Consider the following 26,162-nt stretch of genomic DNA (forward strand, 5'->3'; position numbering starts at 1 on the left):
ACTCGATGCCGGTCTGGTGTGCAACTGACGATCAACGATTACGCCTGGGTCGTGGTCTTCTGCTTGAGGCGTTCGTAGGGGGCCTGGCCGCCGAGGCCGCCGTGGGCCAGCCGTTGACCGTGGCGTTGACGGTCGCCTCGTGCCCCGCGTTCAGCAGCAGCACGGCCGTCGAGATCAGTTCCTGCTCGGTGAGCCGGTCGCCCTCGTCGTGCGCGGCGATCAGACCGGACACCACCGGGGCGGCGCGGGCGCGAGCGCGGTCCGGATGGGAGAGGCCGCGTGGGCGGCGGAGCGGGCGGCACAGCATCGGTGGGCCAAGGTGGTTCTGCCGCTCCTGGCGGCGGCCGCCGCGGTGGTCGGCTGGGCCGTGGGCACCGTGGGGAACTGGCAACTCGGCCTGGTGGCCGCGCTCGTCGTCGGGCTCGGCGTCCGGCGCCTATACCGGCGGGCCCACAACAGCTGGGCGGTGGGTGCCGCCGTAGAGGCGCGGACGGCCAAGCTGCTGGCCCCGCTCGTCCGCCGGGGCCACGCGGTGGTGCTTCACGATCGGGCGGCCAGGGAGCGCGCCAACCCGGACCACCTGGTCTTCACGGCCGCTGGCGCCGTGTACGTCGAAACGAAGAACTGGACGTCGGACAAGTCCCAGCTGACCGTGCAGGGTGGCACCCTTCGCCCGGCCACGCTTCAGCGTAGGTGCATGCATACAGCGCTGTATGGGGCTGTTGGAGGACGCGGGACCCGACGGGCTCTGGGGACGCCGGGTACGAACGTCGCACAGGCGACACTGAGCCAGGTCGGGATGCCACGAACCGTGGAGCGGATTGATCGCTTCGAACGAGTGAACATCGGCGTGGGTGCCTTTGCGGTCCACGATTCTCCTGTTATCCGGGCATCGGTGTCTTGTCTCGTCGGCTGCGCAGCAGCGGCGCGAGGGAACGGGTGTCCTGCCGGTCACTCGTTCGTTGATCTCCGTCTCGGCCGGTCCGGCCCGTCTGCATCCTGAGATCGGATCACGGCGACCTCACGTTTCGCCGCCCTTGGCCCCGGCCGGGCCACTCGTCCCGCCTCCTGGCGGACCCGCCTGCTCCAGGCATGCCCGCCTGGGTCGGCTTCGTCTTCGACCGAGCCACCGGAGTACGACACGTGAACCACCGCACTCGCAGCACTTTGTCCGCGCTGGCACTGACTGCGGCTGCCGCTCTGGCGCCAACCGCGGCCACCGCCGCCGAGGACGTCGGCCCCCGCGCGGTACCGGCCACATCCCTGCCCGCCCCGTGTACCGGCGAGTACCAGGGAGATGCGCGGCTGGGACCGCAAATCCTGCCCCGCTCGTGGGAAGCACCGGTCGGGCCGTTGCTGAAGCACTATCAACGCATGGGTGAACTGTCCCCGCGGGCTTTCCTGGGCAAGTACTGGAAGGACGACAGCCCGCAGGGACCGGGCGGGTGGAAGTACCCGCCGAACGACGGGTTCGCCGAGACCAACTCCGGCCAGGCCGACAAGCACGTCGAGGTCCTCGAGCCCGGTGAAAGCCTGGACCGCTTCGGCTCCGAGTACGGCTCGTACCTGGCCCCTGCCGGCGACTCCTACGCCAAGCGGGCCCTGCCGCCGCAGAACCTCAACACCCGCGACCCGAAGTACCCCTGCGACTACCACCGCTACGCCGTGAAGCAGCCCTTCCTCGTCTGGCAGGGCCGCATCGCCCCCTGGTTCGAACAGCCCGGCGGCGGCCAGCAGATCAAGCTCGACCCGGCCCTCCTCGACCCCGGCACGGGTGAGCGACTGAACGTGAAGTGGCTGCTGGACCACGGCTACCTCGCCCCTTCCGCCGGCTGAACCCGGCCGGCCGGTGGACCGCAGATGTCTGCGCACCGTCCTGCGCGCCCGGGGCGTGCGGGACGGCCACTACTACATCGAGGAGGTCCACCAGCCCTCCCCCCTGCCCACCGACTTCATGTATCTGCGCCGGTCACCTGCCCTTGCAGGCATGTGGGAGACCGGCGCCTACGAGCGAGGCACCTGAGAAGTCACCGCCCAGCACACACGCGAAGAGGACGCATGCACCTACCTGCTGCGGTTGCTGACCGACGACTGATGGGTCCGGCCGGCACACGTTGTCGTCATTCATACGACCAGGCCTCTCAGTTGTTGTACGCGGCTGACGTGAGATGCCATCCGTGGTTGTCGCCCAACCAGGACCACACACGCTCCAGATCAGCCCTCCTCATGCCACCAGCACCGGACCGAGCGGCGTGGGAGACGAAGACTCGTTGCTCAGATTCTGGCCGTGACAGCCGAAGGCCGCTTCCTCGCCCCGTTCCCGGCGAGCGGTGTCGAACACGGCTCCGGCGAGGCTGCTGATCCCGGCCACCGGGCCAGCAGATCACTCCGGAGCGCGCCTTTCCCCGCGGTCGGGCCGCGCCGGTTGGCCGGCCGGTTGTGCTTGCCGAGTTCTTCCGGCACCGCCGCGATGCGCGACGTTCACCCCCGTGCGGAAATGGAGGCGAGGTGTCGACCGGTCCGGCAGGCGGACGCTAGGGAGCCCGAGGCAATGGGAAAGTGGAAGGCGCTGGCCGTGCTGGGCACGGCCCAGTTCTTGATGGTCCTCGATACCGCCGTGATGAACGTGTCCATCAGCCGGCTGGTGGAGGACTTCCACACCACCGTCACCGCGATCCAGACAGTGATCGCCCTGTACGCGCTGGTGATGGCGGCGTTCATGATCACCGGGGGCAAGCTCGGCGACCTGCTCGGCCGCCGCCGCGCCTTCGGTCTCGGGCTCGTGGTCTACGGGGTCGGCTCGGCGATCACAGCTGCTGCGCCGGTGCTGTGGGTGCTGGCGCTGGGCTGGTCGGTCATCGAAGGCCTGGGCGCCGCGATCGTCCTGCCCGCCTTGGCGGCGCTGGTCGCGGGATCCTACCGAGGCCGGGATCGCGCGCTGGCCTACGGGGTCATCGGCGGGCTCTCGGGCGTCGGCATCGCCGTCGGGCCGCTCCTGGGCGGATGGGTGACCACCTATCTCACCTGGCGGCTGGTCTTCGTGGGTGAGGTGGTCGTGGTCGTCGTCATCCTCGCGCTGCTGCGCTGGATCGAGGTCCCACCGGAGGCCGCCCGGCGGGTGCGGCTCGACGTCGTCGGCGCGGTGCTGTGCGCGGTGGGTCTGGCGGGGATCGTGCTCGGCATCCTGCAGAGCAGTTCCTGGGGCTGGCTGCGGCCGAAGGAGTCGCCGTTTACCGTATTCGGGTTCTCCGCCACGCTGTTCGTCGTGGCGGCGGGAGGCGTGGTGCTCAGCCTGTTCGTCAGCTGGGAGCGGCGTCGGGAGTCGCGCGGCGCGGACCCGCTGGTCCGCCTGGAACTGTTCCGGGTGCCAACGTTGCGGGCCGGGCTGTTCATGCTGCTGATCCAGAGCACGGTCCTGCTCGGCCTGTTCTTCGTCATCCCGCTCTACCTCCAGGTGGTCCAGGAGTTCAGTGCCTTCCAGACCGGTCTGCGGCTGCTTCCCGTCTCGGCGACCATGCTGGTCGCCGCCATGAGCGGCTCCGCGCTGGCCCGCGTCGCCTCGCCCCGGACGGTGGTGCGCTGCGGTCTGCTCGTCATGCTCGGGGCCGTCGTCTGGCTGCTGGCCACCGTCAAGCCGGTGATCGACGACCTCTCCTTCGCTGTTGCCATGGCCCTGCTCGGGCTCGGCATGGGTCTGCTGGCGTCACAACTGGGCAACGTCGTTCAGTCCAGCGTGGGCGAGAAGGCACGCAGCGAGGCGGGCGGCCTGCAGAACACGGCCCAGCAGTTCGGCTCGGCTCTGGGCACGGCCCTGATCGGCGCCATTTTGATTGCCGCCCTCGCCGGAGCGTTGAACAAGCAGATCGAGGCGGACCCGCGGATCTCCCAGGCGGTACGTCAGCAGGTCGGCGTGGCGCTCGAGGCCGGAGTGCAGTTCGTGCCGACCGACCAGGTGTCCACCGCATTGAAACAGGCGCAGGTGCCCCCCGACCAGGCCCAGCATCTCGTCGATGCGTACGCCGCCGCGCAGCTCAACGGGCTGAAGGCCGCGATCCTCGCGGCGGGCGGCATCACGCTGTGCGGCTTCGGCTTCACCCGCCATCTGCCCGCCCGGCGGCTCACCGCGGAGAAGGACGTCCCGAGCAAGCAGGGGTGAGCTCCGGGCGCACTCTGCAAAACCGGAAGCCGTCGTGCAGGTGGGGTGAGCGGGCCACCGATCCCTTTATGCGCTGGCACGAATACCGCCGCCCTGTGTGGCCACGGGAAACAAGCAGCTGACGTAGTGCAGCACCCGCCGTCAGGGCGCTGTGGCTGCCAGAACCCGGTAGGCGCCTCCGGGCCATGGGCGCACAAAGCCAGCGAGGCTGGCAGAACAAGCACCGTTGCCGTACCAGGCCTTCTTCCGGCTCGTGACTTCTCCGGCTCGTGAATTCTGTGAGAAGCATTGACGCCGGCGGCCGGATCTCTATGAGGCTCTTCGAGTTGGCCACCGATCGGGTGATGGGCCGTGAAGCGCAACGCGCGAGGCCCCCGGGCTGTTGATCGAGATGTCTGACGTCTCAACCACGCTGCTCAGGGGCCTCATTGGTCATCTATCCTGCCGCACTCGACCTGCCGCATGCACTCGTGGAGTGGGTCACCATGCTCATCGTCACCCGTGAGGGCGACCGACGCTGCAAGCTCCGCCCGTCCCAGCGCGCGATGGTGGCACTGGTGTACCTGCGCGAACACACCACTCTGGCGAAGATCGCCGCTGGATTCGGGATCAGCGAGTCCACCGCCCACGCCTACACCAGCGCGGTCGTCGGCCTGCTCGCCGCACGTGCACCGGGCCTGTTGAAGACGCTGCGCGAGCACGAACCCGACTTCGTCCTGCTCGACGGCACCCTCGGCGAGCGCGACCGGGTCGGCGACGGCCGGGCCGACTACTCCCACAAACACCGGCGCCACGGTGTGAACGTGCAGGTGGTCACCGACCCCGGCGGCCGGCTGCTGTGGCTCTCGCCCGCCCTGCCGGGCCGCACCCATGACCTGACCGCCGCCCGCACCCACCGGATCAACCGGATCCGCGAGCGCCAGGGCGTTCCCATCCTGGCGGATCTTGCCTACCAGGGCGGTGGCCCCTGGCTGACCACGGCCATCAAGCGCAGACCCCTGCAGGAACTCACCCCCACCGAGAAGACCGTCAACCGGGCCCTGGCCGCGGCACGGGCACCGGTCGAACGAGGCGACGCCCGCCTGAAGTCCTGGCGGATCTTCCGCAGAGCCCGCTGCAGCCGAACCGCATGACGTCAATCGCCAAAGCCGTCCTCACCCTGGAGCGGCAACGCTGAAGAATCTCAGTAGTCGATCTGACGTGCTGCTGTCAGGGTCTCAGCGTTCCGCCTCTGGTCAACCGGGTTAGCGGGCTGTGATCGCACGACGGGCGGCATCCCAGACCGCCTCGAATTCTTGCGCGGTCAGTTGATCGGGTTCGTGTCCCTCCCACTGTGAGACAGGGAGCTCAGCAGTAGCCCCGAACGTTTTTTCGTACTCGGCCAGACCCCCTGCCTGCTGGGCACGCTGCCATTCGTCCAGGGACGCAGCCGCGGTCGGGGTCAGTTCGGAACCCTGGAGTTCGACCTGTCGGGTCACCCAGCCGCTGGCGTCGACCTCGAAGTAGAACCAGATGGCTTCCTCGTCCCAGAAGCACTGCATCCACGTCGTCACCGGTCGGCCTGCCTCTGCGACAGGGCAATGCGGCGCCGTACGAGATCGACATCCATGATCTTCACGGTGAGGGTGTCGCCGATTTCGATAACGTCCTGCGGCGTTTGATCCAGCTCGTCGGTGTGGACGAGCCCCTCAAAGCCGTCCTCTCGGTCTTCGATGCGGACGAAGACACCGAACGGCACGATCTTGGTGACGGGCCCTGTGACCACCTGGCCGATCCTCTGCGCTACCTGCGGCCATGGGTCTTCCTGCACTGCTCGAAGCGACAGCGGCACTCGCTGCCGGACCATGTCGACGTCGAGTACCTCAGCTATGACCTCCTGGCCGACGCTGACGACGTCGGACGGGTAGTTGATCGGACGCCAGGACAGTTCCGGAATATTGATCATCGCGGTGAAGCCGCCGATGTCCACGAAGGTGACGCCGAAACTGGCGATGGACGTCACCGTGCCGGTGACGACCTGGCCGCGGCGCAGGGTCTTCAGGAACGCCCAGTCCCGGTCGCTGGGTGTCGGCTCGGTCTGCCAACGCGCGCGGAGTACCCCGTCGCTGTCAGGCAGCACGGCGGTGAACAGCGGGAGATCTTCACCGGCGTACATGGATACGACGCCGGCTCCACGCGCGCCGGCAAGCTGGGAGGGCACGTCCTCGAACTGGGTCTCGTCCGCGACCGTGCTGGTGATCTGCCCGTCTTCCTTCTCCCAGATGATCTTCACCAGCCCTTCGTCGGGCAGGGCGGCCACGGCCGTGTCGACGTCGGTGAGCAGGTCCGGCCAGACGGCCAACTGTGCGCGTGGAGTCAGCTGGGAGCGCACGGTCGCGATGTTGTCGCGGCTCAGGCGGTGCCACCGGGAGGCGTTGAAGGCGAAGGTCTCCTCCAGGAACGTGGCGCGGTGGGCGCTGACGGTCCAGCCAAGGCGGGCCCAGAAGTCGGCGTCGGCCGGGCGCTGCACGTATGCGGGGTCGTCGGGGGCGAAGTCGTACGGCGATGCGTCCAGGCGTTGCGGGAACAGGCCGAGAGCTCGGGTGCGGGTCAGCGCGGCTTCGCAGGGCCGGCTGCTGCCGAGGTAGAGGTACTGGTCCCAGCCGACGTGCACCGTGAACTCCCCCTCGACTTCCAGGCGGCACCAGGCCCCGTTGTCGCGGAGCATCGCTCGGACAAGCTCCAGGCCGACACCGATCGGCACCAGTGCCCCGTCGTGGAACCCGGCGGGGCCGGCGGGGAAGAGGCCGGCCAGGCCGTCGCCGTCGACCGGTGGCTCCAGGCCGAAGTGGACGAAGCCTGCGAGCTCCGGCTCGCGGATGGCCAGCTGGTCGACGCAGCTGTCCTCGGCGAAGGCGGCGACGGCCTGCAGGTAGGCGGCTTCGACCGGCCCGTGGTCGCTGGTCGTGTCCTCAGTGCCGGCGTAGCGGCCGTGGTGGTCGCGATCGGCGGGGTCGTACTTGGTGACCTGATAGACGTAGGGCAGCACGTCACTGCCCACCGGAGGTCGACCGCGTGGCTGCGTTCTGGTGGCGTTCAAGAACGCGGTAGACCGTGGCGCGGCTGACGGAGAAGAGCTCGGCGAGGTCGGCGATGGTGTACTCGCCGGACTGGTGCTGCTGGACCAGGTGGCTTTGCTGGCGGGCGGTGAGCTTGGGCTGCTTCCCCTTGAGCTTGCCCTTGGCCCGCGCCACCGCCATGCCTTCACGGGTGCGCATGCGCAGGAGATCGACCTCGAACTCGGCGAAGCTAGCCCGGATGTTGAAGAACAGCGGCATGATCCTTGTCGGCGTCAGCGACAAGGTCGAGCCGGGCACTGACCGCGTCGTCGGCGTTGACGCCCAAGACTTGATCGACAGGGTCGCCAGCGGCTGTCGTGAGAAGTTCGCCCCTCCCTGGGAGCCGACCTTCATCCCTGTCCCTTTCGGCGACGGCTCCGGACTCAGCGTGGTGGTCATCCGGGTCGACGCCAATACCGCCCCCCGTCCCCTGCTGATAGACCTGAAGGCCCCGATCCGACTGAGCGGGCAGAACTCCACCGCCGACCGCGACCGGCTCCTCAGGCTCGCCCGTGAGGAGCCGGCTGCGACCGTGCTGCCCATGGGCCAGGGCCTCACGGCCTCGCACCTCTGATCTCCTCGCAAGCCGAACCAGTCACACGAGCACGCCGAATCGCGTGACGCTCAAGCACCTGCTCCAACGCCTCAGCCCGCCACGAACCAGCAGCCTCGAGATTCACCAGCGACACAGCCAGGCGGACACCGACCATGTTGTCATGCTCAAACTTCACTCACCCATTGCAGCACATCCGCTGTATCCGCCGGTGAGCCAGCCGGAGTCGGCATCGTACGACACGGCGGCGACGTGCCCGGCGAGCTCGGGGGCGATGGCCGCCCACCGCTCCCGCAGCGTCGCGCCGGCGGCCGGGAGCACTCACGCGCGCTAAGGCGAGTCCGGCGGATCTTGAGCACCCCGCGCAGACGGCAACGGAGCCGGACGGAGATTGCCTGGTCCCCAGCATGGTCAGCCAGCACCATGTCCAGCAACAATGTGAGCATCTTCGGACCGGGCGTTAGTCGCGTTCCGGAGTCTTGCAATCGGAGCGGAGCGACACCATGGCATGGCCAGCTGCTGACGCTTCGCCCAAGCCAGGATCACACCGATCCCTCAGGCGTCTGAAGGACTCCGGCAGATCACGACCGGAGCCATAGGCGGATCGCAGCCACGGTGACGGTGCCGTGAAAGACGTAGGCTCGCTTGTCGTAGCGGGTGGCGACGGCGCGGAAGCTCTTCAGGCGGTTGATCGTCCGCTCGACTTCGTTGCGGCGCTTGTACTTTTCCTTGTCGAACCCGGCAGGCCGGCCGCCGCGGCTCCCTCGGGGCTGACGGTTGGCTCTCTGGTCCTTCGGCTCGGGAACGGTGTGCTTGATGTGGCGTCTGCGCAGGTAGCGGCGGTTCCTGCGGGAGTAGTACGCCTTATCCGCACTCAGGTGTACCGGTCGGGTGCGCGGGCGTCCTTCGCCGTTGCGAGCCACGCGGACGCGTTCGAGTACGGGGATCATCTGTGGTGCGTCGCCCCACTGGCCGGGGGTGACCAGCAGTGCGAGAGGTCTGCGACCACCTTCGCTAACGAGCTCGTGCATGGTTGGCGGTGAGACGTCGAGCTCTTGATCGTTGATCATGGTTGTGTGGTGGGGAACTCGACTCGTGCACTGGTCATCAGCAACCGGAGGATCACGGGCCTGACGGCCGATGTGATCGCTGAACTCGTCGCCGAAGTCGGCCCGTTGTGGCATCAACGCCACCAGACCAGGCTTGCCTCCCGGCAGCGGAAGCGGGCCATGGGCGCCGGCGCGAAGCACCGGCTGGTGTTCGTCGACCGACTGCTGGCCACTCTCGTCCATCTCCGTCACGGAACCACCCACGACGTGCTGGCCTGCTGGTTTGGCGTGGACCGCTCGACCATCACCCGGGCCATCAACGAGGTGCGGCCCCTGCTCGCCGAGCGAGGGTGCACCATCAGCCCCGACGTACGGCTGCGGACTCTGGCCGAAGTCGTCGACCATCTCGGCGCGACCGGAAAGACCGGCATCATCGACGGCACCGAGATCCGGGTCCGGCGGCCGGCCCAAGGGCGAAAGGACCGGGACAAGTTCATCTCCGGGAAGAACAAGCAGAACGCCGTCAAGTCCATGGTGGTCACGGACGGCGAAGGACGCGTGCTGTGGTGCAGCCCGACCAAGCCCGGGAGTTGCGCGGACATCACCCATGCGCGCCAGTTGGGGCTGGTGGGGCTCCTGGCCGGTGGGCCTGCGGTCAAGATCCTCGCCGATGCCGGCTACCAGGGGCTCGGCGCGCAGACCGGCGGACGTGTAGTGACACCACCGCACCGCAAGTTCAAGAAGAACGCCCCGGACTGGTACGAGGAGATGTACGAGCGCCAGCGCAAGGCGCATTCCTCACGCCGTATCCGGGTCGAGCACGGCATTGCACACCTGAAGAACTGGCGGGCACTGGCCCGCCACCTCGGGCGCCGCGAGCACATGAGCGACACGGTCCGAGCCATCGCCGGCCTGCTGTCCCACCAGCAAATAGCGGACCTGACATCGGCCCAGCAGATGTGAACCCCGGGCCCCCACCGAAGTCCTCGACGTCTCACCGCCAACCATGCACGAGCTCGTAAGGGCTGTCCCGCAATCGCCCGTTCGCCGCCTGGCATGATCGACGCGTGATCAGTGAACTTGGGCGGCCGGGCCGCATGAAGTACGTCCTGCTCGATGTCGATGGCACGTTGATCGACGCGGTGAGCAACCAGCGCCGAGTCTGGGCAACCTGGGCAGAGCGGTACGGGCTGGATGCTGAAGAGGTCTACCAGGTGGCTCTGCAGACGCGACCGATGGAGACGTTCGCTCAGGTCACTGCGGACCAAGATCCCTGCGAGTGCCTGGCCACGCTGCACGAACTGGAGGACGAAGACGTCCGATCCGGCGTCTATTCGGCCTTCGACGGCGCATCCGAGCTGCTGCACGGCCTGCCAACGGGGACTTGGGCGCTGGTGACCTCGAACTACGAGCACCGGGTGCGCGGCCGTTTCCTGCGGACAGGCCTGCCGATGCCGGACGTGATCGTGGACGCGGCTGCGGTCGAGGAGGGCAAGCCCTCTCCCGTCCCCTATCTGCGAGCCGCTGCGCGGCTGGGAGCCGAGCCGGGAGACTGCCTGGTCATCGAGGACGCCCCGTCCGGAGTGCGGTCCGGGCTGCGTGCCGGGATGACGGTGTGGGGCGTGAACGCCGCTGTCGCGGTGGAGGGCGTGCACCGCCACTTCGTCAGTCTGCACGAGGCCGTCCCGCACATCCTGGCCTTCATATCCGGCCCTCACGGGAATGCCGAGCCTGAGGCCGTCCGTCGGCACCAAGACTCGCTGGGATGATCTTCGTGTGACTGGTGTGATCACGGCGTCGGAGCCCTCCTGGACAACCCCGTTCGCCGGGCTGCCCCCACGGCAGTTCGGCAAGCTGATCACCGCACTGCGGCGCGAGGGGGCGGATCCGGTGCGCAGGGGCCGGCCGTGGAGCCTGCCGCCGGAGGCCCGGGTGCTGCTGGTCGCCGCCTATTGGCGGACCAACCTGACACTGCGCCAACTGGCACCACAGTTCGGGGTGTCGAAGTCCGCAGCCGACCGCATCATCGACCACCTCGGACCCGCACTCGCGCTGCAGCAACGCAAGCGGTTCCGCAAGGACACCGTCCTGATCGCGGACGGCACTCGGGTTCTCACCCGCGACCACACGGTGGCCGAGCAGTCAAAGAACACCAGGTCGTCATCGACGCCGACACCCGGCTCGTCGTGACCGTCGGCCAGCCGCTGCCCGGCAACCGCAACGACCGGACCTCTCCACAGGCAGCTGATCACTGGTGTGGCCGTGCGTGAGGATCCCGGATTGGCCACCGACACGAAGCCAGCGTCTCGACGTCTCGACACGGCCGGCGCACTCCACGCATGGGAAACCCAAGCCGACGACCCGGGAATACGCTCCTTGAAACTCTCACTTCGTTGAACACCAGAGCGAGTGATGCGAGGAGGAGTCCTGGCCGTTTTCAAGAACCCCCATCAGCACCTCGAACTGGCGCGACACATGATCAACCGCACGGCGCCATCGCCTACTCCCGCAGCACCGTGAACCGCTGTGCCAGAAGATCAACGCACTCACGAAGATCAGGCTGCGGCAGAGCGGCGCATTCCCGCATCACCACGATGGCCTGCACACTGCGACCAGCGGCGACAAGAGCGTCAATTTCTGCTCGCTCCTCGGCCGACAGCCTGTTCCACAACACATCATCCACACCCCATTGAACCTGCTGAGCAGCCATAAGCCGAGGCAGGAGCCGTGATTACCAAACACACCCGCCGGGACAGAAAGGGCGATGGCAGTCCTGGAGGCCGCCTTACCGGGCAGCCGCTGCAGTCGCCGAGGAATCCACGCCGCCCGACGCGCTGGTGTCGGGACACCGTCAGGCCGACGGCACCGCCTCAGGGGTGCGGGCGGCAGCAAGCACCTCGGGCAGCGGCAGGGCAAGTGCCGCGGCGAGCTCGGCCAGCTCTTCCTGCGTGGGGTGCACGGGACCGTGCGCGCCCTCCACGGCGAAAACGCGGATGCGCGGCGTACGGATGCCGGTCCGCGCGGCAAGGGCCTGCGCGTTCAGGTGACGACGGAGCATGCCTTGCTGCAGCAACTCTGACAGATCAGCCATCCGCTCCTTCTGCCCTCCCCCGCCCCTTTCAACCGCTCGGATCGCAATGGTCAGCAACCCGCGCGCACCGCCCGGCCAGGTCCAGCACCTCCAACGCGCACTCCGGTGCAATGCGATGCGTCACCAGTACGCCCCGGGGGCGACGTGAAGACGCAGGAAGGCAGGACTCATCTTCCGCCCCCAACGCCAGCACGCTCGCATGGGCATCGCCACCTGATCGGCCCAAGCGGACCGGACGGACACCCTCCAGGCCTATCGACATCACGCCGCTGCCCGGCCCGCCGACCGCCACGTAGCCACACGGCCTTATCCGTGGATCGTACTGCCGCGCGAGGTGACCGGGGGCGACCGTGGCAGACGCCGCCGCCTATCCGCAGGTCATAGCCCTGCGGCGGGCCAGTGGCTGCGGTGGTCCCGGTTGATCAGCGTGCTGTCGGGCTCTACGGAGCCTGCTCTCGCGTGAACCCGTTGCTGCGTTCCACTTTCGCCACGTGCAGCGTGTAGCTCTCATACCACTCGGCTCGCCCGCGCTGTTGCGCCGCGCGGTGCTCGGTGTTGGTCCGCCACTGGGTGAGGGCGTCGGCGTCGCGGAAGTAGCTGACGGTGATGCCAAGCCCGCGAGGAGTCTGCGCGTGGTCCATCCCCAGGTACCCGGGGACGTCCTTCACCAGTTCTTCCAGGCGGGCGTCGGTCTCGCTGTAGCCGCTCTGATCCTGGGTTCGCACCGTAGTGAAGACGGCCGCGTAGTAGGGGGGTTCATACGCTCCGACGGGTGAAACAGGCGCTTCCGAGAGATTGCTCGTAGCGCCACCGTCAGGCGGGACGCGCCGCCGCGCGTACACCTCTATTTCGATCTTCATCCGTGGGTCGGCAAGACCGCACATGAGCATCGTGGCTGCCGGCCGGACCTCGCCGAAGCAGCGGCGCAGGACCGGCCAGCAGGGTTCGAAGTCCTGGCGGTCCGGCAGTAGGTAGCGCACACGCACCACGTCGGCGAAGGTGCACTCTGCTTCGGCCAGCGCGGCCTCGATGTTGCGCAGGCACTGCTCGGCCTGCTCCACCGCGTCGTCGGAGATCGTCATGGTGGCGTAGTCGAACCCGGTCGTCCCGGACACATGCACCCAATCGCCGTCGACGACAGCCCGGGCGTAGCCGATCTGCCCCTCGAAGGTCGAGCCGCTGAGGATCGCGCGTCGCTCTGTCATGCGCCGAACGCTAAGTGACCAGCACTGATACGTCTAATACGACCGGAGGCTTGATCTGATATCCATGAGCGTATGGAGCGCCCCGAACTCCCCCTGCTGCAGTTGCACGCCTTCGTCGTGCTCGCCGAGGAACTCCACTTCGGCCACGCGGCCGCCCGCCTGGGCATCGCCCAGCCACCGCTGAGCCAGCAGATCCGCCGCCTGGAGGACAAGGTCGGCCACGCGCTGTTCACCCGCGCCCCAGGGCGGGTCGCCCTCACCCCAGCCGGCAGCGAACTGCTGCCCGCCGCCCGGCGGGCACTCACCGACCTCTCGGACGGCCTGACCGCAGCCCGGGCCGTCGGCAGTGGCCGGGCCGGCCGCCTGCGGATCGGCTTCGCCGCCTCCCTCGCCCTGACGATCCTGCCCGGCCTGCTGCGCACCTTCCGTCACCAGTTCCCTGGCGTGCACCTGGACATCCACGAGATGACCACCGCTCCGCAGATCGCTGCCCTGCACGACCAGACCATCGACATCGGTCTGCTACGCGAACCCCCCACCGACGAGACAGAGCTCAGCTTCAGGACGGTACTCAGCGAGCCTTTCGTGGCCGTGCTGCCGTCTACCCATCCTCTGGCCAGCCAACGGACTGTAGAGGTTGCACAATTGACGGACTCGCCGTTCGTGCTGCTGCCCCGCGCGGTCGGCCCCACACTGCACGACCAGATCATCGGCCTGTGCACCGCAGCAGGGTTCACACCGCAGGTCGTCCAGCACGCCGTGGAGTGGCAGACCGTGTGCGCCCTCGTTGAAACCGGCCTGGGCGTCTCCCTGGCCCCGGCGAGCATCCGACGCATCCGCCTCAAAGGCGTCGCCTTCCGCAGGATCGAACCCGACACCGCCCGTACCCGAGTGGCCGTCGCCTGGCGCGAGAACGACCGTAATCCCCTGGTTGCACATCTACTGGCGACCATCAGCCAAAGTCTGCCGGACAGGACCTGGTGACCTGAGTCGGAGATTCGTCGGCGGTAGGCGGCGACTTTGTCGAGGATCAGATGCAGTCGAGGTCGGCGGGGACTTCCTTGTCGAGCCTGGCGAGGAACTTCTTGAACTCCACGGCCCGGTGTCTGCGGTGCTGGGAACCGATCACCTTCCGTGGCGACCTCCAACGCCGCGAACAGGGTGGTCGTGCTGGCACGGACGTGGTCGTGGCTGCGGCGCTCGGGAACACCAGGCCCCATCGGCAGCACGGGCTGGGTCGGGGTAGAGGCCCACGACGTCGCGGACCTGGTGGCGTTCATAGACGGTCTTCCAGGGGTCGAACCGCTTGGGAAGATCCCGCCACTGCACTCCGGTTCGAACCCGGCGCAGGATCCCGTCGATCACCTGTCGGTGATCCCGCCATCGGCCACAACGTCCATTGCTCACTGGCAGGAACGGACGCAACGGTTCGCACTCGTCATCTGTCAGATCGTCCCGCCCCATGCCCACCACAACGACCCAGGCCGGTGAGGTTTCAGGTCGTGGGGTCCCAGAGTCCTGAGGCCTTGCCGCGGGCGAGGTGGTCGGCGTAGACGCCGACCTTCCAGGTGATGACGGACCGGCACTCCTCCAGGGCCTGGATCTGTGCGTCGACGCGCCGCCGGTGGGCTTCGAGAAGCTGCAGGCGTTCCGTCTCGTTTCCCGGACCGTGCCGCACCAGCTCGGCGAACTGCTTGAGGTCGGCCAGCGGCATCCCGGATTCCCGTAGCTTGACGCAGATCAGCAGCCAGTCGACATCGAGCGCGCTGTACCGTCGCCGGCCTCCGGAGGTTCGCTGGACCGGTCCGACGAGCAGTCCCTCACGCTCGTAGAAGCGCAGCGCGTGGACGCTGAGTCCGGTCTGCCCGGCCACGTCGCCGATGCTCAGTGGTGTTGCAGGAGTCTCGGTGCTAACCATGCGTCGCAGTCTAGGACTTGATCTAGACCTCGCTCTAGATCGTAGTTTCGACGGTATGACCAGCATTGATCAGCAGCCGCTCGGCTCGCCCTTCTCCCCCGCCAGCACTGCCCAGGACGTCACCGCGGGCCTCGACCTGTCCGGCACGAACGCCGTGGTGACCGGGGGCTACTCCGGGCTCGGCCTGGAAACCACTCGTACCCTCGCGGCCGCCGGAGCCCGCGTCATCGTTCCGGCGCGCCGGCCTGACGTCGCGCGGGCCGCACTCGCGAATGTGAAGGGCTGCGAGGTCATCCCCATGGACCTGACCGACCTCGCCAGCGTGCGGGCCGCCGCCGCAGACATCCGCGACTCCCTGGCCAGGCTCGACCTGCTCATGGCCGTCGCCGGAGTCATGGCCACTCCCGAACGACGCGTGGGACCCGGCTGGGAGGGCCAGCTCACCGCCAACCACTTCGGGCACTTCGCCCTCGCCTGCGAGCTCTACCCGCTCCTGGCCGCCGCCGATGGTGCACGCGTCGTGGTCAACAGCTCCGCCGGCCACACCCTGAGCGACATCCGCTGGCACGACCCGCACTTCCGCACCGGCTACGACAAGTGGCTGGCCTACGGCCAGGCCAAGACCGCCAACGCCCTTTTCGCCGTACACCTCGACACGCTCGGGTGCGGCGACGGCGTCCGGGCCTTCTCGCTTCATCCAGGCAAGATCATCACCGGGCTGCAGCGGGAAATGGCACTCCAAGAACAGATCGACCGCGGGTGGGTGGACGAGCACGGCAACGTGATCGCCACCGACTTCAAGACCCCCGCCCAGGGCGCCGCCACCGGCTTGTGGGCCGCCACCTCCCCTCTCCTCGCCGACTGCGGCGGCCTCTACCTGGAGGACTGCGACATCGCCGGCATCTCCGCCCCCGAAGCGTCCATGGACGACGGCGGCGTCCGCGCCTACGCCATCGACCCCGATGCAGCCGCACGGCTGTGGGACCTGTCCATCGCCGCGTCCGGCACCGCCCCGATCACCCGATGACGTCACCGCACCGCAACGCACCACTGACCATCGAAGGCCCACGTCGCCTCGTCGAACGCTGCCGCGCCCGCCCGATCGCGCACCTCGCCGCCGAGGCATCTCTCGGGCCTGCGCCTCGAAGCGGGTCAACCGGTGGCGCGGTCATGGTGACCTCGGTCTGCTCGACCGTCCGTCGGCCCCACACCACATCCCGAACGCGACCCCGGCATGGGTCATCGAGAAGATCGAATCCTGGCGACGCCAGAGGAAGTGGTCCGCGCTGCGGATCAACCACGAGCTGGCCGAACTTACGGCGTTGTGAACGAAACCGAGTGAGGTGTCCTGACCGAGGTCCGAGACTTCTGGTGCTCGAGCAATGTCCTGTGCTGGGCGCGGTGGTGGTGTACCGAGTTCCGGTGGCTACTGTCGTCTCTCCGTCGGTCTGGAGTCCAGGGGAGCAGACTGTGCGCAACGCCGTCGTGACGCCCGAGGGCGACCAGATCCGCTGGGTTGAGCTGCCGGGACAGGAACCGTCACGCGTCTTCGTCCATGGTCTGGACGCCACTTCGCCCGCCTACTTCCCAGAAGTCGCGGTCCATCCTCTGCTGGCCGGCCGCCGTTCGCTGCTGATCGACTTGCTCGGGCACGGCATCAGCGACCGGCCGACAGGCTTCGACTACACTCTGGAATCGCACGCCGATGCCCTCGCCGCAGCCCTGTCCTGCGCGGTGTTACCGGGGCCGAGCTGATCGCGCACAGCATGGGCGGCTCGGTGGCCGTCGTCCTGGCCGCCCGGCACCCTCAGCTGGTCTCTCGCCTGGTCCTGGTCGACGCCAACCTCGACCCGATCCCGCCCAGGCCCGCCTGTGCAGGCAGCAGCGGCATCGCCGCGTATTCCGAGCAGGAGTTCCTGTCGGGCGGCTGGGAAGAGAGCCGCGACCGGGCCGGTTCCCACTGATGGTCCACTATGCGGCTGGCCGGCCGTGAGGCCCTGCATCGCAGCGCGGTCCACCTCACCCGCGGCACCGTCCCCACCATGCGTGAGCTTCTGCTGGGCCTGGAGATTCCCCGCACCTACCTCCTGCCCGAGGCCGACGGCCCGCTTCCGGGCGCCGATGCGCTCACCGAAGCCGGGGTGGCCGTGGTCCCGATCCCGGACTGCGGGCGCAACATCATGCTGGACAACCCAGAAGGCTTCGCCCGCGCCACCGCGGCGGCGCTCACGGACCGAGAGCAGCAACAGCCAGGCAATTGCGAAGGCGGAGCGTGACGTGGAGAGAGGGCCGCGCGGGTTCCTCGTGTGTGATGACGAAGGAACAAGCCCGTGCGGCCTTGTCCCATCCTGCCTTCACGGGCATCTCCCGTGCACATCTCTGCCGCTTGATCGAGGAGTTGGCTGGCCCGTGGAGCGCGTGCTGTGGGTGCGCGCTGCACGAGCGGCGTGGCGGCAAGCGCAAGCAGCAGCCGGGGGCCGGACCGAAGCACGACCTGGTCTGCACCGACCGGGTGCTGATCACCCTGGTCTGCCTCCGTACCCAGCTCCCGTACGCCGCGCTCGCAGAGCTGTACGGTCTGGAGCGGTCCACCATCACCCGGGCGATCGGCGAGACGTGCAGGTGGTCACCGGCCCCGGCGGCCGGCTGCTCTGGCTTTCGCCCGCCCTGCCGGGCCGCACCCATGACCTGACCGCCGCCCGCACCCACCGGATCAACCGGATCCGCGAGCGCCAGGGCGTTCCCGTCCCGGCGGATCTGACGGCCTACCAGGGCGGTGGCCCCTGGCTGAGCACGGGCATCAAACGCAGGCCCCTGCGGGAACTCACCCCCACCGAGAAGACCGTCAACCGGGCCCTGGCCGCGGCACGGGCACCGGTCGAACGAGGCGTCGCCCGCCTGAAGTCCTGGCGGATCTTCCGCAGAGCCCGCTGCAGTCCGAACCGCATGACGTCAATCGCCAAAGCCGTCCTCACCCTGGAGCGGCAACGCTGAAGAAGCTCAGTGTGCTTGGGTTGGCGGGTTGGGCGAAGCCGAGTGCTCCGCGATGGCTCACGGGGCGGCGCCCCACGCTGTTTCGAGGTTGCCGGTCATGCGTTCGAGGACGCGGACGGCCGTGCAGTACTCGTCCCGGGAGATGCCGGCGGTGGAGAGTTCGCGGAACGCGTCGACGCGCTCGGCGACGCCGGCCAGGCGCTGGCGGCCATCGGGGGTGAGGGAGAGCCGGTGCGGTGCGGGACGTGTCGCCCAGCCGTCGACGATCACGGTGTCGATGGCGGCGGTCAGCGTGGGGACGTCGGCGTTGGCGGAGAGAGTGGACAGTACTTCCGTGTCGGCGACCCGAGGGGTGTCGTGGACGACGTTGAGGACCTGCCAGGTGATCCGGGTGAGCCCGACCTCCTTCAGCGTGTCGTTCATGTGGCGGGTGAGGGCTTTGTCCGTGCGGTTGAGCCAGTAACCGATGGGCTTCACGAAGATGCTCCTTCAGACGCAAGGGCGGTTGTGTGCGTGGGGCAGGGTCTCATCGAGGTCCCGGGGCAGGGGCGAGGGCTGCGGGCCAGTCCTGGCCGGCGGCCCAGTCGGCGAAGCTGTGCCAGGCGACCTCGGGGAAGTCGCGTCGCAGTCCGGCTACGTCGACGTCGAGACCGACGGTGGTGAAGTACTCGAACATGGCGGCCAGGTCGGCGGACCGGGCGCGGACATGGGCCAGCGGGACCTCTCGATGGGCGATCGGCCGGTCGGTGGCTGCCGCGAGGATCTCGGCGATCTGGCCGGGGGTGCACTCGTCGGAGGCGATGTCGATCCGACGGCCGGCGAACTGGTCGCGGCGTTGGAGGGCCAGCGCCGCGAACGCGCCGATGTCGGCGGCGGGGATGAGCGCGAGTGGCCGGTCGGCAGGCATGGGCCAGGCGAAAGTGTTGTCGCGAAGCCCGTCGAGGGTCCAGCCGCTGCCGTAGTTGTCCATGAATGCCGCCGGCGCGATCACGGTCCAGGGCACGTCGGATGTGTGGAGGTATCGCTCGACCAGGTACTTGCTCTCATAGTGCGGGACCGCGGTGCCGCGGTCGGCGTGGGCGGCGGTGGTGAGGACGATGTGCCCCAGGTGGGCCGCTGTCGCGGCGTCGATCAGGGCCTTGCCCTGCCGTGTTTCGGTGCTGGTGTCGGTCCCGAACGGCGTGGTGACCGCGAACAGGGAGTCCGCCCCGGAGAGAGCGACGTCGAGGGAGGTGCGGTCGTCGAAGTCGGCGTGGTGCACGCGGGCTCCGAGGTCGCGCAGGACGTCGGCGGCGGGCGAGTGGGGGCGGCGGGTGAGCGCGCGCACCCGGTGACCTGCGGCCAGCAGGGCGCGGGCGGTGGCTCCGCCCTGGGCTCCGGTGGCTCCGGTGACGGCGACGGTGATCATGGTTCCCCCAGCAGGTAGTATCGACGCGCGACACATTAACTGTGTCGCGCAGTGGATGCTACAGGCATACTGCTGCACCGCGCAGCGATTTGGAGTGTGATCCAGTTGGCGGACTCACGGCGGGCCCGGCTGAGCGAGGAGCTGTCGATGGCGTCGCGCCGCTACCTGGCGGCGTATGTGCTGTTCAACCAGGCCGTCGCTGATCATCTCGGGCTGCACCCGACCGACGTGCAGTGCCTGAGCCTGCTGACGGCCGACCCCGGGCCGCGTACGGTGAAGCAGATCGCCGAGATGACGGGGCTGACCACGGGGTCGGCCACCCGGCTGGTCGACAGACTGGAGCGCGGCGGCTATGTGGTCCGCACGCCCGACCGGCAGGATCGACGCCGGGTGGTGGTCACGCCGGTACCCGATCGCATCGCCCGCGTCACCGCGGTGTGGGACGACCTCGGTCCGGCGTGGCAGTCGCTGCTCGACGGGCACGGCGAGGACGAGCTAGAGGTGATCGCCCGCCATATGCGAGGGGCGTACGAACTCAGCCACGCCCAGATGCGACACCTGCGATCCCTGCCGAAGCCGGACTGAATCCCATGGCGGCACCCCCTCTGAATCATCGGGGAGCACATGACCTCGCGCCGCCCGCCGACTGAAACGCTCATCCCCACCACGGGCGCCCACTCGCCAGGTGAAGCACTCAGTCACAGATGGGGGTTCACCGCGGTCACGGGGCGGGGTGTTGGGCATGGCAACCTCCAAAGGCGCTGTGCACCGAGGGAGGTGCCAGGCTCCCGACCACGCTGGACTACGTGGGGTGACCAGCGGGAATGGGACCCACTCCGGAGCACTCGCGCAAGAGAAGGCGCAACAGATGCCGCAAGAGATGTCGCCGACGCAGGTCAGCCGCGGCGGGACCACCATCGCCGCCGCTCGCCGTGCTCCTGGTCATGGCCTGGGCCAGTGGCTGCCGTCTCCGACGCGGCCAGCACCACGGCGGGGGCCAGAGACGGCCAGGTCCATGGCGGGAGCAGGCTGGGGAATCGCCGCCCGTTCCCGGTGCGAAGGCGAGCGCGGCGAGAGCGCGCTGGAGATCAGCGATGTGCCCCGCGCGTTCCGCCAGGCTCCTTGAGGTGCCGCACCTCCGCCTCGGCCAGGGCGCGGACGTGCTGCTCCTGGGTGAGCGCCAGCTCGTGTTCGTGCCGCAGGCGCTCAAGTTCGGCGCGCAGCTCGGCCGCGTCACCGGGGACGTCCGTCTGCCCGGCCCCGGCCGGGGCCTCTTCGGGGCCTGCCTGGTCCGGAGGCGCGGAAGCGCTCAGCCGGAAGCCTGCGAGCAGGTCCTCCACGGGGATGAGCCAGCCGCGTTCATCGTCCAGCACGACTCCGGGCAGTTCGCCGGCCTCACGGCGGCGCCGGATAGTCGTACGACTCGCACCGCACGCGTCGGCGGCTTCGCGCTGGGTCAGCATCGGGCGAGTGGTGACGCCCCGTCGTGGCCGCCGGGGCGGGAATGGAACGCGGCGGCCGGGCCGGCCTGCGGCTGCCGCTCGGCGTACCAGCTCAGCGCCCAGGAAGCCGGTGCACCCGATGATCAGCACAGTCATGCCGTCTCACGCTATCGCGGTGGACGCCGGACGAGGCCAACCGCCGGGTCGGCCGCCAGGTCACCAAGCCCGTCACTCCGCAGGAGAAGGGCAGCGCGATGCACACCCTCGCCCAGGACGAGGAGGTCGCCGCCACCGGCACCGGTGACCTGCTGCGGCGTCCTGCAGTCGTCGCGCAGGGGAGGACATGGCGACCTTCAACCCGCCGTTCACGCCCCCATGACGAGCAGGACGAGCAGGACGGTCACCAGCAGGGTGACGTAGGCGACGGAGTGCACCCGGTCCGGGACGCAGGCAGTAGCGCGTCGAGCCAGGGCGATGGTGGGCAGCGAACCGCCGAGCAGCGCGGCGCAGGCGGGCAGGTCGATGTAGCCAATGCGCCCGCCCTGGGCGTGCAGGGCGGGGGCGGCGAGGGCGTAGACGACGGCGCCGACCACGGCGACGGGCACGCTGAGCGGGTTGGCCATCGCTGTCGCCTCGGCCATCGGCAGGCCTCGGCGGCGCAGCAGAGGCACGGTCATGACGCTGCCGCCCACGCCCAGGCAGGCGGCGACCGAGCCGATCGCGATCCCGCCCAGCGTCTTGGCCGGGTGGCTCAGCGGGCGCGGCTCGCGGGTCCGCGGCACGGACAGGAAGCCCTTGCGCAGCAAGCTGTCGGCGATCGTCACGAGCAGATACGCGGCGAACAGTACGCGCAGTGCGCTGTCGCCGATCCGGGTCGCCGCCAACGACCCTGCCACCGCGCCGGCCAGAACGAACGCGACCAGCGGCCAGACGTATTCCCGGCGGATCCGGCCCTGGCGCCACTGCGCCAGTGCGGCAAGGGCCGAGTTGACGACCATGACCGCGGACGACGTCGCCACCGCGACGTGCATCGCGCCGGCGTCGGAGTGCCCCGTGACGTTCCAGAAGCCGTAGACGACGGGGACGGTGACGAAGCCGCCGCCGAATCCGAAGAACACTGTGGTCATCCCGGTCAGACATCCGAACAGAAGAAGAAGCAGGTATGAGGTCGGCACTTCCACGACGCTACGGACCTGACCGTATGACCGGCAATCGCATGAACGCCAACTTCCTTCGAGTATCCGACAGCGCGGTCAGGCCCTAATCTGTCGGTGTGCGCAACGTCCGCATCGACGAGGTCGACGCCTTCGACCGTGACGTCCTGGCCATCGGCACCGACTACCCGCCCGGCCACCTGCTGCCGTACCACCAGCACCGCCGGGTCCAGGTGTTGTACGCCGAGACCGGCGTCATGGAGCTGGCGACGGCGGAGGGCACGTGGACGGTGCCCCCCGATCGTGCGGTGCTGATCCCGGCCGGGACCCAGCACCAGGTCTCCATGCCCGGGGTCAGTACCCGCAGCCTCTACATCGAGCCGGCCGCCGTGCCGTGGTTCCCCACCCGCTGCCGGGTCGTCGAAGTCTCCGCGCTGCTGCGCGAACTCCTGCAGGCAGCCGTCGACATGAAGCCGCGCTATCCGCAGCACGGCCGCGACGCGGCCCTGGTCGACCTGCTCCTGCACGAACTGGCTGACCTGGCGCCCCTGCCCCTGGACATCCCGCTGCCCACCGACCCGGCTCTTCGGCAGCTGTGCGACGCGTTCCTGCGCCACCCCGACGTCCACGATCCGCCCGCCCGCTGGGCCGCCGCCCTGGGCGTCAGCGAACGCACCCTCGGCCGGAAGTTCCGCAGCGCCACCGGGCTGAACTTCGCGCAGTGGCGGCAACGGGCCTGCATCGTGCACTCCCTGCGACACCTGGCCGCCGGTGCGCCGGTCACCCATGTCGCAGCGGGCCTCGGCTACGACAGCCCGGCGGCGTTCACCACCGCCTTCCGCACCCTGCTGGGCCGCCCGCCGAGTGCCTACCGGCCCGCCCGACAGGTCGGATAGCGGGCCTGACCACCACCCCACCAGGCAGGCACTCGCCGCCAGTTGGATCCGCTGTGACAGCCACGGTGAGACGGGCGCCGGTTCTTGCGAGTACTGGCCGTGCCGATGTTCTTCCGTCTGGGGGCTCGCCTCGTGGACCTGCGCCGTCACTCCTGCCCCAAGCTGACCCACCGTGGTCGGGGCTCAACGCGGCACCCCCGGACCATGGTCAGGGCGCCTTCGTCGCCACCTACGCAAGTTCGATCACGGGCACCCGTCCCGCTTCCTCGGTGGACTCGCTTGACCGCGGGCCGGCTCTGGTCGTCGGGCACTCGCTCGGCGGATACGCCTCGCTCGAGTTCGCGCGGCGCCGTCCGGAACAACTGCGCGGGCTGATCCTCGCGGGAGCCAGCGCCTCCACCCGCGGGCTCCGGGCAGCGCCATACCGCTGGGCCGCCCGACTGGTCCCTCGCATGCCGGCGGATCGCCTGCCCGGTGGGACGACCGGCTGCTGCGGCGCCTCTACCCACATCGCCCGCACCCGGCAGGCCACCACTCCCCCACCACCGGATCCCCCAGCGCAGGCACAGCAGCCGGCCGAACCGCCGACTCCCCCGCCATGACGCCCCACCCGGGAAGAAGGCGGGGGTGCTGGCCCCGCCGGCCCGCTGCGGGACGTCCTGGCCGTTTCTCTCCACCCCAGGGGAAGAAGGCGGGGGTGCTGGCCCCGCCGGCCCGCTGCGGGACGTCCTGGCCGTTTCTCTCCACCCCAGGGCCTGTTCAGATCATCTGATAGTCGGCCAAGGCTGCTGACTGAACAGTCGACCACGGTGCCGATGGCGGCGTACGCGTCGGCACGGAGGACTTCCGCGAGGGCTCACTGGACCAGTTCGATGTGCGGATGCTCCGGGGACGCCGGGCAGGCGTGGAGTTGCAGGCTGTATGCGCCGGCGATGTCGAGGAGAGTGAAGTTCGAGGGTGGGGTGCCGATGAGGAGCGGGGTCGGGTTCGTCCGTTCCTCGTCGGGCATCCAGCTCTTGCTGCCGGAATCCCATTCCGAGGACGCGATGGTGAGGAGCGGGGTCGTTTCGGTGCCGCATTCGGGGCACGGGCGGGGCACGGGGTCGGTGAGGCCCCAGCGGGTCCAGCCGCCGGTCTTCCACCCGGGGGCGTGGCACAGGTTGCGGAAGTAGTACTCCTGCGGGTCCAGCGCGCCGGTGCTGTCCCATGCGAATCCGGCTGTCTCCCACCGGTTCACGTCGCCCAGCTGCTGTTGCAGTTCCTGGCTCAGCTCCGTGGGGCTGGGGTAGTCGGTGACCTGTTCCGGTGCGAGCAGGCAGGGCTCTGGGAGGTACCAGTCGAACTGGATCACGGGTGGCTCGGGCGGAGCATCGAGGACGTCGGTGACCGAGGCGGAGGAACGCCAGAAGAGGGCGGTTCGCGGGTGTGCGAACTCCGCATGGTCGGAAGGGCACCACAGGACCTGCAGAAGGTCGGCTCCGGGAGGGCTGACGGGGAGAGGGACGTCGCGGGCGTAGAGCTGGGCCACGGGAATCATGGGAATCGGGCCGTCGAACCACGGGTGGCCCTCGCGGAGCCGCTGCTCGATCTCCCGTTCCTCGGGCGTGATCGCGGCTGCCTGGGGGTCGCGGAGCCGCCGCTCGGCCGCTGCTGCACGGATGCGACGCAGGAGCCGGATCTCGTCAGCAGAGTGCATCTCGTCTGCCGCTTCACTGTCGTGCGGTTCTTCGCAGTGTGGCCACGGCTCGTCGGCGGGCCACAGGAGCGGGCCGCCGACAGAGCTGTCGTGCACGGCCGGCGCCCCCGGCCGCGGGTGCAGCCGGGTCGCCGTGCGTGCCAGCGGGGCCAGTTGAGGGAAGAGCGCGGTGACGTCGAACGGCCGCGGCGGAGTGGTAAATATCGCGTTCACAGCGTTGATGCTGCCAGCAGCATCTGACAATGGGCCTACCGATTCACGTCAACTGACACCACACCGCTTCCCTGGCCGTCTGCCGGTGCCGACCTGCCCTCGGCCACCGCAGGCTGCGGCAGCCGGGGCGCAGGCCAGGCCGGGGCCCATCTCAGTGTCCCGGGGGAGCGCATGAGCACACCTTGACCACCACCGATCCCGGAGCCGCCACCCGAGCCGCGCCCGGCCAGGGTGCAGGATTGGGCAGCGGTGGTCATGGCGGTCGTCGCCGTACTCGGCATCGTTGCCGGCTTCTTCGGCCTTCCGGCCACGGGCTTGAGGTCCCCGACCAGCGCGGCACAACCTACGGTCACCGTCACAGCGACGGTGACCGCCGCCAGCGACGAGCCTCAACAGGACAAAGGCGCGGATCAGGGGCATCCCGCACCGCCGGCTTCCTCAGACGCCACAACAGCCGTGTTCTATCACGGCACCGTACGGCTACAGGGATACTCCGAGTTGGACTCGAACCCACCCAGCCAAGCCGAGGCGGTCGGCGGGGACATCTCGTTGTCTGCGACGCTGTCGGACGGCACCGCCCGCTTCGCGAACGTCACGATGGTGTTGGTCAAGGCTGATCAGAAGCCGCCGACGCAGAGCGAATGCGCGAACCTGGTGCACACTGAAGGCCAGGACGTGGTGAAGGTTACCGTCGGCACGGGCGAGAAGATCGAGTAGGCCGTCACGGGCCGGCCCGACTCCCAAGTGCCCGCGCGGATCCTCCAGCGCCTGACCGGGCTGCCCGAGCGCCCGGGCCCACAGCCGCTGCCTGCCAACTGGGCCATGCACTTCGGTCAGGCCGCCCTGCTCGGCGTCCTGCGCTCGCTCATGTCCCAGGCTGGCCTGCGCGGACCGCTCGCTTCGGCCGAGTTCACCGTCGTGTGCCTCACCAACGACCAGACCAGATCCTGGAGAACGCGACCGGCATCGGGGCCCCGCCGGCCATCTGGCCGCGCGGCGAACTCGTCGTCGACCTCCTGCACGAGGCCGTGTACGCCTTCACCACCGGCGCCGTCGCCGACGCGCTCGCCGCCAAGAACCGACGCGGCCCGGGACAGACCCACGCCGCACTCCGCACCGGCCGCCGCAGCGATATCGGCCCGCTCCCCCGCAGTGACGCCTCCACACGGTGATCGCCCCACCTGCACGGCGGTTCGCGGCACCCGAGGCCGGACGTGATCTCCTGGTCTGCATCACCACCGGACGAAAAATCATGGCATGCACCCTTCGCCCATGAAAGACCGAACCGA

The 26,162-nt window shown here is 69.0% G+C and carries 26 protein-coding genes and 12 pseudogenes; 20 read left to right on the forward strand and 18 right to left on the reverse strand.

Annotation, left to right across the window (positions count from 1 at the left end; translation table 11 throughout):
- Window positions 1-106 precede the first annotated feature (106 nt).
- Window positions 107-235 (reverse strand): annotated as a pseudogene (locus OG802_RS00115) (cytochrome P450); the annotation flags it as partial.
- Between the two features lie 30 nt (window positions 236-265).
- On the opposite strand from OG802_RS00115, the gene OG802_RS00120 reads away from it, so the two are divergent.
- The 5 genes and pseudogenes from OG802_RS00120 (at window position 266) to OG802_RS00140 (ending at window position 5,333) form a co-directional block, all read left to right on the forward strand.
- Complete coding sequence (locus tag OG802_RS00120) at window positions 266-1,003, forward strand: nuclease-related domain-containing protein (protein ID WP_329405964.1); 738 nt, start codon at window positions 266-268, stop codon at window positions 1,001-1,003.
- Between the two features lie 89 nt (window positions 1,004-1,092).
- Window positions 1,093-1,836, forward strand: coding sequence for a TNT domain-containing protein (locus tag OG802_RS00125; RefSeq protein ID WP_329405966.1), 744 nt, complete (start codon window positions 1,093-1,095; stop codon window positions 1,834-1,836).
- Window positions 1,837-1,849: 13 nt separating this feature from the next.
- Complete coding sequence (locus OG802_RS00130; RefSeq protein ID WP_443055148.1) at window positions 1,850-2,023, forward strand: hypothetical protein; 174 nt, start codon at window positions 1,850-1,852, stop codon at window positions 2,021-2,023.
- 528 nt (window positions 2,024-2,551) lie between these two features.
- Window positions 2,552-4,156, forward strand: coding sequence for an MFS transporter (locus OG802_RS00135; protein WP_329405968.1), 1,605 nt, complete (start codon window positions 2,552-2,554; stop codon window positions 4,154-4,156).
- 428 nt (window positions 4,157-4,584) lie between these two features.
- Window positions 4,585-5,333, forward strand: a pseudogene (locus OG802_RS00140) (transposase family protein).
- A gap of 67 nt (window positions 5,334-5,400) precedes the next feature.
- On the opposite strand, the gene OG802_RS00145 reads toward OG802_RS00140, so the two are convergent.
- The 3 genes from OG802_RS00145 to OG802_RS00155 are packed head-to-tail and all read right to left on the reverse strand — an operon-like array spanning window position 5,401 to window position 7,473.
- The gene (locus tag OG802_RS00145) at window positions 5,401-5,709 is read right to left on the reverse strand and encodes a hypothetical protein (RefSeq protein ID WP_329405970.1); all 309 of its coding nucleotides are present in this window, start codon (window positions 5,707-5,709) and stop codon (window positions 5,401-5,403) included.
- The gene (locus OG802_RS00150; protein ID WP_329405971.1) at window positions 5,706-7,184 is read right to left on the reverse strand and encodes a S1 RNA-binding domain-containing protein; all 1,479 of its coding nucleotides are present in this window, start codon (window positions 7,182-7,184) and stop codon (window positions 5,706-5,708) included. The genes OG802_RS00145 and OG802_RS00150 overlap by 4 nt, the downstream gene beginning before the upstream one ends.
- Window position 7,185: 1 nt before the next feature.
- On the reverse strand, window positions 7,186-7,473 hold the full coding sequence (locus OG802_RS00155) for a helix-turn-helix domain-containing protein (protein ID WP_329405973.1): 288 nt from the start codon (window positions 7,471-7,473) through the stop codon (window positions 7,186-7,188).
- Between OG802_RS00155 and OG802_RS00160 the strand changes: the two genes are divergently transcribed.
- On the forward strand, window positions 7,454-7,828 hold the full coding sequence (locus OG802_RS00160; protein ID WP_329405975.1) for an ATP-binding protein: 375 nt from the start codon (window positions 7,454-7,456) through the stop codon (window positions 7,826-7,828). The two genes, OG802_RS00155 and OG802_RS00160, sit on opposite strands and share 20 nt — an antisense overlap.
- Window positions 7,829-7,981: 153 nt before the next feature.
- Here the strand turns inward: OG802_RS00160 and OG802_RS00165 are convergent, their stop codons facing one another.
- Complete coding sequence (locus tag OG802_RS00165; RefSeq protein WP_329405976.1) at window positions 7,982-8,128, reverse strand: hypothetical protein; 147 nt, start codon at window positions 8,126-8,128, stop codon at window positions 7,982-7,984.
- 260 nt (window positions 8,129-8,388) lie between these two features.
- Window positions 8,389-8,829: pseudogene (locus OG802_RS00170) on the reverse strand (IS5 family transposase); the annotation flags it as partial.
- A 57-nt stretch (window positions 8,830-8,886) separates the two neighbouring features.
- On the opposite strand from OG802_RS00170, the gene OG802_RS00175 reads away from it, so the two are divergent.
- The 3 genes and pseudogenes from OG802_RS00175 to OG802_RS00185 all read left to right on the forward strand — a co-directional run.
- The gene (locus OG802_RS00175) at window positions 8,887-9,819 is read left to right on the forward strand and encodes a transposase family protein (RefSeq protein ID WP_329405977.1); all 933 of its coding nucleotides are present in this window, start codon (window positions 8,887-8,889) and stop codon (window positions 9,817-9,819) included.
- Window positions 9,820-9,953: 134 nt separating this feature from the next.
- A complete protein-coding gene (locus OG802_RS00180; RefSeq protein ID WP_443055428.1) occupies window positions 9,954-10,625 on the forward strand; it encodes an HAD family hydrolase in 672 nt (223 codons plus the stop codon).
- 7 nt (window positions 10,626-10,632) lie between these two features.
- Window positions 10,633-11,081, forward strand: a pseudogene (locus tag OG802_RS00185) (helix-turn-helix domain-containing protein); the annotation flags it as partial.
- A 275-nt stretch (window positions 11,082-11,356) separates the two neighbouring features.
- On the opposite strand, the gene OG802_RS00190 reads toward OG802_RS00185, so the two are convergent.
- The 4 genes and pseudogenes from OG802_RS00190 to OG802_RS00205 form a co-directional block, all read right to left on the reverse strand.
- Complete coding sequence (locus OG802_RS00190; RefSeq protein ID WP_329405980.1) at window positions 11,357-11,566, reverse strand: hypothetical protein; 210 nt, start codon at window positions 11,564-11,566, stop codon at window positions 11,357-11,359.
- 141 nt (window positions 11,567-11,707) lie between these two features.
- Window positions 11,708-11,947, reverse strand: a complete 240-nt coding sequence (locus OG802_RS00195) for an XRE family transcriptional regulator (protein WP_329405982.1) — start codon at window positions 11,945-11,947, stop codon at window positions 11,708-11,710.
- Window positions 11,948-12,387: 440 nt separating this feature from the next.
- Window positions 12,388-12,789, reverse strand: a complete 402-nt coding sequence (locus OG802_RS00200; protein WP_329416865.1) for an antibiotic biosynthesis monooxygenase family protein — start codon at window positions 12,787-12,789, stop codon at window positions 12,388-12,390.
- Window positions 12,775-13,152 (reverse strand): annotated as a pseudogene (locus OG802_RS00205) (RidA family protein); the annotation flags it as partial. The pseudogene OG802_RS00205 and the gene OG802_RS00200, both read right to left, overlap by 15 nt.
- 72 nt (window positions 13,153-13,224) lie before the next feature.
- Here OG802_RS00205 and OG802_RS00210 point away from each other — a divergent pair.
- On the forward strand, window positions 13,225-14,136 hold the full coding sequence (locus OG802_RS00210) for a LysR family transcriptional regulator (RefSeq protein ID WP_329405983.1): 912 nt from the start codon (window positions 13,225-13,227) through the stop codon (window positions 14,134-14,136).
- An 84-nt stretch (window positions 14,137-14,220) separates the two neighbouring features.
- Here the strand turns inward: OG802_RS00210 and OG802_RS00215 are convergent.
- From OG802_RS00215 to OG802_RS00225, 3 genes and pseudogenes are all read right to left on the reverse strand, one after another.
- A pseudogene (locus OG802_RS00215) lies at window positions 14,221-14,387 on the reverse strand (IS630 family transposase); the annotation flags it as partial.
- Window positions 14,362-14,616 (reverse strand): annotated as a pseudogene (locus OG802_RS00220) (transposase); the annotation flags it as partial. The pseudogenes OG802_RS00215 and OG802_RS00220, both read right to left, overlap by 26 nt.
- 31 nt (window positions 14,617-14,647) lie before the next feature.
- On the reverse strand, window positions 14,648-15,070 hold the full coding sequence (locus tag OG802_RS00225; protein WP_329405985.1) for a MerR family transcriptional regulator: 423 nt from the start codon (window positions 15,068-15,070) through the stop codon (window positions 14,648-14,650).
- A gap of 55 nt (window positions 15,071-15,125) precedes the next feature.
- Here OG802_RS00225 and OG802_RS00230 point away from each other — a divergent pair, with 55 nt between their 5' ends.
- The 4 genes and pseudogenes from OG802_RS00230 to OG802_RS00245 form a co-directional block, all read left to right on the forward strand.
- Entirely contained in the window at window positions 15,126-16,097 is a 972-nt protein-coding gene (locus tag OG802_RS00230; protein ID WP_329405986.1) for an SDR family NAD(P)-dependent oxidoreductase, read from the forward strand.
- Window positions 16,094-16,380 (forward strand): annotated as a pseudogene (locus OG802_RS00235) (leucine zipper domain-containing protein); the annotation flags it as partial. The gene OG802_RS00230 and the pseudogene OG802_RS00235, both read left to right, overlap by 4 nt.
- A 160-nt stretch (window positions 16,381-16,540) precedes the next feature.
- A pseudogene (locus OG802_RS00240) lies at window positions 16,541-17,346 on the forward strand (alpha/beta fold hydrolase).
- A 337-nt stretch (window positions 17,347-17,683) separates the two neighbouring features.
- Window positions 17,684-18,064, forward strand: a pseudogene (locus tag OG802_RS00245) (transposase family protein); the annotation flags it as partial.
- A gap of 57 nt (window positions 18,065-18,121) precedes the next feature.
- Here the strand turns inward: OG802_RS00245 and OG802_RS00250 are convergent.
- Together OG802_RS00250 and OG802_RS00255 are read right to left on the reverse strand one after the other, a co-directional pair.
- Entirely contained in the window at window positions 18,122-18,541 is a 420-nt protein-coding gene (locus tag OG802_RS00250) for a MarR family winged helix-turn-helix transcriptional regulator (RefSeq protein WP_329405987.1), read from the reverse strand.
- Between the two features lie 49 nt (window positions 18,542-18,590).
- Window positions 18,591-19,472, reverse strand: a complete 882-nt coding sequence (locus OG802_RS00255) for an NmrA/HSCARG family protein (RefSeq protein ID WP_329405989.1) — start codon at window positions 19,470-19,472, stop codon at window positions 18,591-18,593.
- Between the two features lie 105 nt (window positions 19,473-19,577).
- Between OG802_RS00255 and OG802_RS00260 the strand changes: the two genes are divergently transcribed.
- The gene (locus OG802_RS00260) at window positions 19,578-20,057 is read left to right on the forward strand and encodes a MarR family winged helix-turn-helix transcriptional regulator (protein WP_329405990.1); all 480 of its coding nucleotides are present in this window, start codon (window positions 19,578-19,580) and stop codon (window positions 20,055-20,057) included.
- 503 nt (window positions 20,058-20,560) lie between these two features.
- Here OG802_RS00260 and OG802_RS00265 read toward each other — a convergent pair.
- Window positions 20,561-20,935 carry a helix-turn-helix domain-containing protein gene (locus OG802_RS00265; RefSeq protein WP_329405991.1) on the reverse strand — a complete coding sequence of 125 codons (375 nt, stop codon included), beginning with the start codon at window positions 20,933-20,935 and terminating at the stop codon, window positions 20,561-20,563.
- Window positions 20,936-21,093: 158 nt separating this feature from the next.
- Here OG802_RS00265 and OG802_RS00270 point away from each other — a divergent pair.
- Window positions 21,094-21,237: pseudogene (locus OG802_RS00270) on the forward strand (DUF6192 family protein); the annotation flags it as partial.
- A 42-nt stretch (window positions 21,238-21,279) separates the two neighbouring features.
- Here OG802_RS00270 and OG802_RS00275 read toward each other — a convergent pair.
- Complete coding sequence (locus OG802_RS00275; protein WP_329405993.1) at window positions 21,280-22,095, reverse strand: sulfite exporter TauE/SafE family protein; 816 nt, start codon at window positions 22,093-22,095, stop codon at window positions 21,280-21,282.
- Window positions 22,096-22,187: 92 nt separating this feature from the next.
- Between OG802_RS00275 and OG802_RS00280 the strand changes: the two genes are divergently transcribed.
- Both OG802_RS00280 and OG802_RS00285 read left to right on the forward strand, forming a co-directional pair.
- Complete coding sequence (locus OG802_RS00280; RefSeq protein ID WP_329405994.1) at window positions 22,188-22,964, forward strand: AraC family transcriptional regulator; 777 nt, start codon at window positions 22,188-22,190, stop codon at window positions 22,962-22,964.
- A gap of 260 nt (window positions 22,965-23,224) precedes the next feature.
- Window positions 23,225-23,472, forward strand: a pseudogene (locus OG802_RS00285) (alpha/beta fold hydrolase); the annotation flags it as partial.
- Between the two features lie 348 nt (window positions 23,473-23,820).
- Here OG802_RS00285 and OG802_RS00290 read toward each other — a convergent pair.
- Complete coding sequence (locus tag OG802_RS00290; protein WP_329405996.1) at window positions 23,821-24,873, reverse strand: hypothetical protein; 1,053 nt, start codon at window positions 24,871-24,873, stop codon at window positions 23,821-23,823.
- Between the two features lie 255 nt (window positions 24,874-25,128).
- On the opposite strand from OG802_RS00290, the gene OG802_RS00295 reads away from it, so the two are divergent.
- Both OG802_RS00295 and OG802_RS00300 read left to right on the forward strand, forming a co-directional pair.
- Window positions 25,129-25,590, forward strand: a complete 462-nt coding sequence (locus OG802_RS00295; RefSeq protein WP_329405997.1) for a hypothetical protein — start codon at window positions 25,129-25,131, stop codon at window positions 25,588-25,590.
- 203 nt (window positions 25,591-25,793) lie between these two features.
- Window positions 25,794-26,045: a hypothetical protein gene (locus OG802_RS00300; RefSeq protein ID WP_329405999.1), complete on the forward strand. Its 252-nt coding sequence runs from the start codon at window positions 25,794-25,796 to the stop codon at window positions 26,043-26,045.
- Window positions 26,046-26,162: the final 117 nt, after the last annotated feature.

This window comes from Streptomyces sp. NBC_00704 (genome assembly GCF_036226605.1).
Taxonomy (GTDB): Bacteria; Actinomycetota; Actinomycetes; order Streptomycetales; family Streptomycetaceae; genus Streptomyces.

Coding starts and splice junctions, on each gene's coding strand:
- OG802_RS00120 (WP_329405964.1), top strand. CDS start 266: ATGGGAGAGGCCGCGTGGGCGGCGGAGCGGGCGGCACAGCATCGGTGG.
- OG802_RS00125 (WP_329405966.1), top strand. CDS start 1,093: ATGCCCGCCTGGGTCGGCTTCGTCTTCGACCGAGCCACCGGAGTACGA.
- OG802_RS00135 (WP_329405968.1), top strand. CDS start 2,552: ATGGGAAAGTGGAAGGCGCTGGCCGTGCTGGGCACGGCCCAGTTCTTG.
- OG802_RS00160 (WP_329405975.1), top strand. CDS start 7,454: ATGTTGAAGAACAGCGGCATGATCCTTGTCGGCGTCAGCGACAAGGTC.
- OG802_RS00155 (WP_329405973.1), bottom strand. CDS start 7,473: ATGCCGCTGTTCTTCAACATCCGGGCTAGCTTCGCCGAGTTCGAGGTC.
- OG802_RS00180 (WP_443055428.1), top strand. CDS start 9,954: ATGAAGTACGTCCTGCTCGATGTCGATGGCACGTTGATCGACGCGGTG.
- OG802_RS00190 (WP_329405980.1), bottom strand. CDS start 11,566: ATGGCTGCTCAGCAGGTTCAATGGGGTGTGGATGATGTGTTGTGGAAC.
- OG802_RS00195 (WP_329405982.1), bottom strand. CDS start 11,947: ATGGCTGATCTGTCAGAGTTGCTGCAGCAAGGCATGCTCCGTCGTCAC.
- OG802_RS00210 (WP_329405983.1), top strand. CDS start 13,225: ATGGAGCGCCCCGAACTCCCCCTGCTGCAGTTGCACGCCTTCGTCGTG.
- OG802_RS00225 (WP_329405985.1), bottom strand. CDS start 15,070: ATGGTTAGCACCGAGACTCCTGCAACACCACTGAGCATCGGCGACGTG.
- OG802_RS00230 (WP_329405986.1), top strand. CDS start 15,126: ATGACCAGCATTGATCAGCAGCCGCTCGGCTCGCCCTTCTCCCCCGCC.
- OG802_RS00255 (WP_329405989.1), bottom strand. CDS start 19,472: ATGATCACCGTCGCCGTCACCGGAGCCACCGGAGCCCAGGGCGGAGCC.
- OG802_RS00265 (WP_329405991.1), bottom strand. CDS start 20,935: ATGCTGACCCAGCGCGAAGCCGCCGACGCGTGCGGTGCGAGTCGTACG.
- OG802_RS00295 (WP_329405997.1), top strand. CDS start 25,129: ATGGCGGTCGTCGCCGTACTCGGCATCGTTGCCGGCTTCTTCGGCCTT.